Source organism: Kluyvera sp. 142486 (assembly GCF_046569695.1).
Taxonomy (GTDB): Bacteria; Pseudomonadota; Gammaproteobacteria; order Enterobacterales; family Enterobacteriaceae; genus Kluyvera.
Window position 1 is genome coordinate 245,629 of record NZ_JBKHUI010000005.1, and the last position, 8,939, is coordinate 254,567.

The following is an 8,939-nucleotide window of genomic DNA, read 5'->3' on the forward strand; positions in this document are numbered from 1 at the left end:
GAAAGCGAGGGTAACGTGGCGGTTCGTCAGTCCTTCAGGGCGTTTTTAATAATATCCAGCGCCTGGGTGAACTGGAACTCCGGAATGGTTAACGGATAGAGGAAGCGGATCACGTTGCCATACTGGCCGCAGGTGAGCAGCAGTAACCCCTGCTCCAGCGCTTTACGCTGCACGCGCTGAGCGAGTTCGGCAGACGGTTCTCCGCTTGTCGGGTCGGTAAACTCTGCGGCAATCATCGAACCGACGCCGCGCACTTCTGCCAGACCCGGCGCGTATTCACGGGCATCGTTCAGGGTGGCACACAGGCGTTCGCCTAACGCATCGGCGCGCTCGCACAGCTTCTCGTCATCAATAATATCCAGTACCGCCAGCGCAGCCGCTATGGAGAGCGGGTTGCCCGCGTAGGTACCGCCCAGGCCGCCGGGCGCTGGTGCATCCATAATCTCGGCTTTGCCCACCACGCCGGAGAGCGGCATACCGCCCGCAAGGCTTTTGGCGATGGTCATCAGGTCCGGTTTATCCGCGTAGTGGTCCATGGCGAACAGCTTGCCGGTTCGGGCGAAACCGCTTTGTACTTCGTCGGCAATCATCACGATGCCGTGCTTATCGCAGATGCGGCGAATCGCCGCGACGAAATCCGGCGGAGCGACGACAAAGCCCCCTTCCCCCTGGATAGGTTCGAAGATAATGGCGGCCACCTGCTCAGCATCAATATCGGCCTTAAACAGGCGTTCGATGGCTTTTACTGCATCGTCGGTGGTGATCCCGTGCAGCGCGGAAGGGTAAGGCGCGTGGAAAACCGAGCCCGGGAAGGGGCCAAAGCCTTTTTTGTAAGGAGCCACTTTGCCCGTCAGGGCCATGGTCATGTAGGTGCGGCCGTGGAAACCGCCGCCAAAGGCGATAACGCCAGGTCGGCCGGTGTGGGCGCGGGCAATTTTCACCGCGTTCTCTACCGCTTCGGCACCGGTGGTGAAGAAGGCGGTTTTCGCGTCGCTGCCCACCGGGGCCGCAGCGTTAATCTTCTCGGCCAGGGTGACATAGCTTTCGTAAGGGACAATCTGGTAGGCGGTATGGGTAAAAGCCTGCAGCTGCGCTTCAACGGCCTGCACCAGGCGCGGGTGGCGGTGACCGGTGTTGAGTACCGCGATGCCGGCAGCAAAATCAATAAACTGGCGACCTTCCACGTCCGTCAGAGTGCTGTTTTCCGCGGACTGCGCGAAGAAATCGCACATCACGCCCACGCCACGTGGGGTGGCGGCCAGGCGACGTTGATGCAGGTTTTTATTACTCATAGTGTGCCTCATCTTTTTTATAAGTCTGTGAATACATCTCACTGCTATTTATTCACCATCTGGTACTCTAATCGAGAGCCAAAACGTTTTATTTTAAGGATCCAAATGCGTTCTCTTGCTGTAGATGTGATCACACAGGCATTTTCGCAACAGGCCGGTGAGAAATTGCATCGTCGTCTCTATGCGGCGATATGCAGCTGCATTCTGGAAGGCAGCCTGAAACCCGCTACCCGCATTCCCCCTTCCCGGGATCTGGCCGACGAGCTGGCGCTGTCGCGTAACACCGTGCTGCGCGTGTATGAGCAGCTACAGGCGGAGGGGTATATCTCAGCCCGCACCAGCAGCGGCACCTTTGTCAGCGAGAGCGTGCTGGACAATCTGGTCCAGCGAAAGGCGCCGCCTACGGCCCCGCCGCAGCAGGCGCTCAGCGTCCAATTGTCGGAACGCGGTCAGGCGCTGCTGGGCAACGCCAGCGCCAGCCCGCGCCAGTGGGGCGCGTTTGTGCCGGGCGTCCCTGACGTCACCCTCTTTCCGCATCGCGCGCTGAAAAAAATTCAGGATCGCCTCGCCCGCCAGCCGCTGCCGCAGTATCTGACCTATGATGCCTACGGCGGCGTAGCCGAGCTGAAAGCGTCGCTGACCGATTACCTGCGCACGGCGCGCGGGGTGCGCTGCTCACCGGACCAGATTCTGATAACCGAAGGGATCCACCAGGCGCTGGATTTGGTGACGCGTACCTTATGCAATCCGGGCGATCAGGCATGGGTGGAGGAACCGGGCTACTGGGGCATCAAAAATATTCTGCGCATGAATGGGGTGAATTTTTCCGCCATCGCGGTGGATGAAGAGGGGCTAGTGCCTGCAGAAGAGAACGCGGCGGCGCCGAGGATGATTTTTGTCACCCCCTCGCATCAGTACCCGCTAGGGTCGGTGATGAGCCTGAGCCGCCGTCAGCAACTGCTGGCGCTGGCGCGTAAAACCCAGAGCTGGATTGTCGAGGACGATTACGACAGCGAGTTCCGCTTTGCCGGGCAGCCGATCCCGTCCCTTCAGGGGCTGGAAGAGGCGAGCCCGGTGATTTACATCGGCACCTTCAGTAAAACCCTCTACCCGGCCCTTCGCCTCGGCTATATGGTGCTGCCGGAGCCGCTGGCGGCGGCGTTAAAAAAGGTGCATAGCGATCTCTATCGTGGGGGCCACCTGCTGATGCAGGCCGCGCTGGCGGAATTTATTCGCGAAGGCTACTACGCGGCCCATATCCGCAAAATGCGCCAGCTCTACAGCCGCCGTCGCCTTGCGCTGGTTGCGCTCATTACCCGTCAACTGGGGAAACAGTACCTGGGCGAGTTCAGCAGCAACGCCGGGCTGCATCTCATTTTGCAGCTACCCGATGATGCCGATGACCTCGCCATTACCCAGGAGGCCAACCAGCAGGCGCTGCTGGTTCGCCCCCTGTCACGCTATTTTGCCGACACGCCAACGCGCAAAGGTCTGCTGCTGGGGTTTGCCAGCATTGATGAGGAGGCGATGGATCCGGCGTTTACCCGGCTGGCGGAGATCATCAAAAAGCACCTGCTTAACCCTGCTTAACCGACTGATGCTGGCGGGCTGGGCGCAATTTTCGGTTCGATGATAGGCTAACTGTAGACCCAGATTACGGCTCTATTCTTGCAAATCTTCGCGAGTTGGCCCCTGAAAGTAGATGCTACCGATATGGCAACTGCGAGGTTGGGTCAGCACAAAGCAAATCGTTTCCCAAATAGAGCGCCCATCCATGAGACTCTCCCCCATTCGGGATTGAATATCGACAGACGCGTCTAACCCATTAACGTCAAAGTCTGGTGGGTATAATCCGGTCACCCGTATATTTTCTTTGGATAATTGCCTGGAGAGTTTGGTAGTAAAACCGCTCAGTCCATGTTTACTGGCAAAGAATGCGGGATGAGCGATGGAATCGGTAAAATTCGGGATACCGCATGCCGATATTATTGAGACGATGTCAGCACTCTCTGAACGTCTTATTCCCGGAAGCAGTGTCTGAGTGAGGAGAATGGAACCCGTCAGACCAGAACTGATGGTCGTGATGATTTCAGCGCCAGGTTGATCGTCCATCGTCCCTGACAACCACTGAGCAGCATTGAGGATTAAAATATCGATGGGCTTGTCGGCGCTTAGAAGCTGCGAAGAAAACTGAGAAATAGAGGCTGGCTGGGTTAAATCGCAAAGATAGCCTGTTGCCCTTCCCCCTTCAGCAGCAATAATACTGCAGGTCTTTTCAATATCAGCGACACGCCGCGCAGAGAACATCACCTCGACGCCCTCTCGTGCCAGCCAAACGCACAGCGCCTGACCAAATCCCCCGCCGCCGCCAGTGATTACGGCTCTTTTACCTCTCAACATCGCTATGCTTCCTTTTTATGAGGAGTATATGTTGATGGATATATAGCATGGTGAGGAGGGGTCACATCTTTCCTTTAGTGCCATTTACAGCGGTATGTAAACCGCTGTTAGCAATCTTTTCAGAACTGCTTTTGGCAATAACTATATCTGGCTAGATATAGTTATTTATAACGCCTTTATAAATTTAAAAATCTGCCATAACGGCAGATTTCTTTAATCTATAATTAGAGGTTGGCAACGTTGTGATATACTTTCTGCACATCGTCATCATCTTCAAGGGCATCAACAAGTCCTTCAAAGATGGCTAAATCTTCTGGTGACAGTTCAATTTCTGATTGCGCAATCATTTCTAATTCGGTGGTGGCGAATTCAGTAATACCAGACGCTTTCAGCGCGGCAATACCTTTATGAAGATCGGTCGCTTCAGTATAAACCACGATGTTACCTTCTTCTTCGGTGACATCACGAACTTCCACTTCAGCTTCAAGCAGAATTTCAAAAATACTGTCAGGGTCTGTTCCCTTAAATACGATCACACCGGTGTTGTCAAACATATAGCTGACCGCACCCGTCGCACCGATATTTCCGCCTTTTTTATTGAAAATGTTGCGGACGTTAGCAATCGTGCGGTTCACATTAGAGGTCAGCGTTTCAGCGATAAGCATAGAACCGCTTGGCCCAAAGCCTTCATAACGCCCTGCTACGAAGGTTTCGTCTCCGCCGCCTTTGGCTTTATCAATGGCTTTATCAATAACGTGCTTTGGAACCTGTGCTTGTTTCGCACGTTCAATAACGAATTTTAACGCGGAGTTTGATTCTGGATCTGGCTCGCCTTGTTTAGCAGCAGCATAGATTTCTACACCGAACTTTGCATATACGTTTGACGTTGCACCGTCTTTAGCCGTTTTTTTAGCAACGATATTGGCCCATTTACGTCCCACTGGAAGAGTCCCCTCAAATATTTATTTACGTTAACGCCAGATTAATAATCTGCACGTTTTTCCTCCGTATTATATCATGATAGGTAAATACTCGTCTATGAGAACTAAAAACAGCCAATTTTTACGACGTGTTACTTTAATTATATAAATAATTAACATTGCAGATTGATTATTCTTGAATGCGCAAAGGGTAATTTATTTTCATTATTAACAATTAAACTTCAGTAATTAAATATAATAAAAAACCAGGCAGTACTCCTGAAAAGTACCGCCTTCACTTTACTATATCACCACACGCACCTGCCCTACCCCGCCAGCGCCCCAAAGCTCACAATCCGCGACCGTCCCAACTCCTTCGCCCGGTACAACGCCACGTCCGCTGCGCGCAGCAGGCTGTCACTCTGGGCATGCTGCGGGTAGCTCGCCACGCCGATGGAGACATCTACGTGACCAATCTCCGCACCGCTAAAGCGCAGCACCAGTTCGCGCACGCCGTCGAAAATCTCGCGGGCGATGCGGTTGGCGGCCTCATCGTCCATGTCGTACAGCAACACCAAAAACTCTTCACCGCCGTAACGGAAAGCTAAGCCTCGATCCTGCACCACGCGTTGAATGGTAGAGGCGACGCTTTTAATCACGCCGTCACCCGCTTCATGACCGAAACGGTCATTGATATTTTTGAAGTGATCGATGTCGATCATCAGACAGCTCATCGGCTCTTCGTTGCGAATCGCCTGGCTCATCTGAGTATTCAGGAGATCGTCCAGATGGTGACGGTTACGCAGCCCGGTCAGCGGGTCGTAAAGCGCTTTTTCCAGCAGCGCGTCGCGCAGGCGCTGGTTGGCTAACGCCAGGCCAAGCGCTTCCGCCATCAGCTCCAGATAAGCCCGGGAAGGCGTGGTCTCTTCGTTGAGATTCTGGAAAGAGAGCAGGCCGATAGCCTCGCCCTGGGCAATCAGCGGGACGCACAGCGTATGGTCGAGGCACGACTCTGGCAGATGGTAGCAGCCGATATCCGGCTCGCCGTGCACCGGCGGGTGGCTCTGCCCACGGCGCACCGCCCAGCATTCGTCCGGGTGGAACGGCGTCGGTTCGCCCTGGGGCGATAGCCAGGAAGCCACGCAGCGCATCTGCCACGGGTCTTTGTCAAGAATATAGAGTCTTCCCGCGACACCCGGTGCAATATTGGGGGCGAAGAGTTCCGCCACGTTCACCACGTCGTCAAAGCATTCGCAGCCCTGCAGACGCTGGGTCATACGCGCCAGCAGTTCGCGTATCGCCCAGTCGGCATCGCGCTGCCGTTCAAGCTGCTGCCGCACCAGGCCGTTCTCGCGGAAAATGCGGATCGCCTGCGCCATGTCGCCAATTTCATCAATCTGCTTAAAGTTCGGCGTATCCACGGCGTAGTCCTGAGAGGCCAGGCGATGCACCACGTCGCTCAACCGCACCACCGGGCGCAGCACCCGGCGTTTTAAAATAAAGCCGAGGACGAATAAAAACAGCAGCGCCGTCAGCCCGACCATCACCTCAGATAGCGTACGCAGCATGCGGGAGTCGCGGGCCGCTTCCTGTACCGCCCGCAGCGCCCGGCTATCAAGCATCTGGCGGAAATGGTCCATGCGCTCCTGCGCCCGATCGAGCTCCTGCTCGTAGATTTTGCCATACAGCAACGAGACGGCAATCGGTGCTTCCTCATGCGCTAAGTTGGCGAGCGCAGTTTGTTGTTCATCCTGGAGGTCATACACAATCTGTAGCCCTTCGTGCAGCAGCGCCAGCTCTTCACCCGTCGCCCCGACATCTTCGAGCTTCGACAGATGGTGTTCTATCTCCACCTGCTGCTTTTCCCGCTGATGATATTCGCTCAGCACCTCAGGGTCTTTATTCACCACGTACAGACGCGCTAAGTCAGAGAGCGACCAGGCATTGCTCTCGATTTCATCCGTCAGTCGATCGAACACTAAACGCTGCTGCACCGCCTGCCGCTCGGCGTTATCCGCACTGGAGGCCATCAGCATAACGATACCGGAGACAATCGTCAGACATACCGTCGCGCCATAGGCCCAGTTGGTTATTGTGGCAATTCTCACCTGTCGGTTCCTTCTACTACCTAAAAACAAGAAGCATGATTGAAATTATAGGAAACGCCTGATTTCTCGTGACAATAAAAAGATGCTGGTAGGCCGGATATGCGAAGCGCCATCCGGCCTACAACGGTTGTGGCGTTTTACGCTTCGGGGGGATTTTTACCCTCTTCGATAAACTCCTCGTCCAGCCCCTCGACGTTCCCGGCGTGGTCTCGCCCGGAGAAGAGGTTCCAGCAGGCGAGGAACAGCGCGGCAATCAGCGGGCCAATCACAAAGCCGTTAATGCCGTAGATCTCCATGCCGCCGATAGTGGTGATAAGAATCAGGTAGTCCGGCATTTTGGTGTCTTTGCCCACCAGCAACGGGCGCAGAATATTGTCCACCAGCCCGACAATAATCACGAAGAAGCCAACGATAAACAGCCCCTGCCAAATCTGCTGGGTGGCGAAGAGGTATATCGCCGCCGGTACCCAGATAATCGCTGACCCCACTGCAGGCACCAGAGAAAGGAACGCCATCAGCGCGCCCCACAGCACGCTGCCGTCGATGCCGACAATGGCAAAGGCGATGCCGCCAAGCGTCCCCTGCACCACCGCAACAACTGCCGTACCTTTGACCGTCGCCCGCGTCACGCCGACAAACTTGGCGAACAGGTGCTGCTTAACAAAATCCGTCAGCGGTAAAGAGTCGAGGATCTGGCGCACCAGATACGGCCCATCTTTCAGCAGGAAGAACAGCAGATAGAGCATGATGCCGAAGCTGAGGGCAAAGCCGAAGGTTCCTTTGCCGATCAGGAAGGCGCTGCCGGCCAGGTACTGCCCGCCCGCCAGCGCGGCGTCAGAGAGTTTTTTCTGAATCTGCGTGGCGCTAGCCAGGTTGTGCTCTATCAAAAATCCCTTAGCCCAGCGCGGCAGGTGGGAGAAGATATTGGCAATCACTTCCGGGAACCGAGAGGTGTTTTGTTGCAGCTTGGTGTCAACTGCACTGAGTTCGAGCGCCAGAGAAGAGAGGATCGTCATCAGCGGAATAAAAACGATCAGACAGATAATGCCGATAGTCAGCAGCGAGGCCAATCCGTTACGATCGCCCAGTGCGCTGCGCAGTTTGTTCTTCACCGGGTTAAAGACGACGGTGAGGATCGCGGCCCACAGAATGGCGGAGAAATACGGCGACAGTACATCGAAAAATGCCCAGGTCACGAGCGCGAGAATGAAAATGAAAAAGCCTTTGGTCAATCCGTTAAAACGCATTAGTGAGTCCTGTTGCGGGGAAACTGTCTCGACTATAGAAGCGTTTAGCCGGATTTACCAGGTGGTATGTTCATTCCCCCTAACGTACAAGTGACCGCACCAGGTATCCTACAAAGACCGTTTTCTGGCCCATTTACCGGAAAACACAACGGGAGGAAGCATGTCAGAAGTACTCAACGAGAACGAACTCGCGCTTATTGCCCAACGCCTGCAGGCGCTTGCCCAGACCGGGTTGACCTATACCAGGGACGTCTACGATCGCGAACGCTATGAAGACCTGATGGGGATTGCAGAACGATTATTAACCGCGCGCTTTGATCTCCCGGCAGAGACGCTGCAAAACCTGCATAAGGTGGACACCGGCTACGCCACGCCGAAGACCGACGTCCGCGCGATTATTCTGCATGAGGGCAAGCTGCTGATGGTGCAGGAGTCCGATGATAAAGGCTGGAGTCTTCCGGGCGGCTGGGCCGATATTGGCGATAGCCCTACGGAAGCGGTGGAGCGAGAAGTGCGCGAAGAGACCGGGCTTGAGGTGAAGGTGAGCCGTCTGCTCGGCGTCTGGGACCGTAACCAGCACGGGCATCCGCCCTATCCCTGGCATGTCTATAAGCTGATTTTCCTCTGCGAAACGCTGGGCGGTGAGCTGGCTATCAGCCATGAGTCGCTGGATATCGCCTACGTTGACCCTGATAATCTGCCGCCGCTCTCCCTGACGCGTATCGTGCCGGAAGAGATCCACGCTAGCATCCGCAGCGTGCGCGAAAATGAGCCTGTGTGGTGCGACTAGGTATCTGACTGCCGGATGGCGCTTCGCTTATCCGGCCTACAACGGCAGCGAACGTAGGCTGAATAAAGCGTTTACGCCGCCATCAGGCAATAAATATCCTCCGGCATAGCCGGAGGTTTTTCTGATGCGCCTATAAGGCTCTCTTACCAGCCGCGCCCTAACAGGCGCATACGATCTGACAT

7 protein-coding genes are annotated in these 8,939 nt (G+C 55.2%); 2 read left to right on the top strand and 5 right to left on the bottom strand.

Features of this window, described 5'->3' with window-relative positions; genetic code table 11:
- Window positions 1-26: 26 nt before the first annotated feature.
- Window positions 27-1,292, bottom strand: a complete 1,266-nt coding sequence (gene puuE / locus ACLGE8_RS08365) for a 4-aminobutyrate transaminase (protein ID WP_410997841.1) — start codon at window positions 1,290-1,292, stop codon at window positions 27-29.
- A 105-nt stretch (window positions 1,293-1,397) separates the two neighbouring features.
- Here puuE and ACLGE8_RS08370 point away from each other — a divergent pair, with 105 nt between their 5' ends.
- Window positions 1,398-2,882, top strand: a complete 1,485-nt coding sequence (locus ACLGE8_RS08370; protein ID WP_410997843.1) for a PLP-dependent aminotransferase family protein — start codon at window positions 1,398-1,400, stop codon at window positions 2,880-2,882.
- Between the two features lie 72 nt (window positions 2,883-2,954).
- On the opposite strand, the gene ACLGE8_RS08375 is transcribed toward ACLGE8_RS08370, so the two are convergent.
- From ACLGE8_RS08375 to ACLGE8_RS08390, 4 genes are all read right to left on the bottom strand, one after another.
- On the bottom strand, window positions 2,955-3,692 hold the full coding sequence (locus ACLGE8_RS08375) for an SDR family oxidoreductase (protein ID WP_410997844.1): 738 nt from the start codon (window positions 3,690-3,692) through the stop codon (window positions 2,955-2,957).
- A gap of 224 nt (window positions 3,693-3,916) precedes the next feature.
- Complete coding sequence (locus ACLGE8_RS08380) at window positions 3,917-4,633, bottom strand: YebC/PmpR family DNA-binding transcriptional regulator (RefSeq protein WP_333497817.1); 717 nt, start codon at window positions 4,631-4,633, stop codon at window positions 3,917-3,919.
- A 305-nt stretch (window positions 4,634-4,938) separates the two neighbouring features.
- Window positions 4,939-6,720, bottom strand: coding sequence for a diguanylate cyclase (locus ACLGE8_RS08385; RefSeq protein ID WP_410997845.1), 1,782 nt, complete (start codon window positions 6,718-6,720; stop codon window positions 4,939-4,941).
- A 137-nt stretch (window positions 6,721-6,857) separates the two neighbouring features.
- Window positions 6,858-7,967: an AI-2E family transporter gene (locus tag ACLGE8_RS08390; protein ID WP_410997846.1), complete on the bottom strand. Its 1,110-nt coding sequence runs from the start codon at window positions 7,965-7,967 to the stop codon at window positions 6,858-6,860.
- 160 nt (window positions 7,968-8,127) lie between these two features.
- Between ACLGE8_RS08390 and ACLGE8_RS08395 the strand changes: the two genes are divergently transcribed.
- On the top strand, window positions 8,128-8,757 hold the full coding sequence (locus tag ACLGE8_RS08395) for an NUDIX hydrolase (RefSeq protein ID WP_410997847.1): 630 nt from the start codon (window positions 8,128-8,130) through the stop codon (window positions 8,755-8,757).
- The last annotated feature ends 182 nt before the right edge of the window (window positions 8,758-8,939 follow it).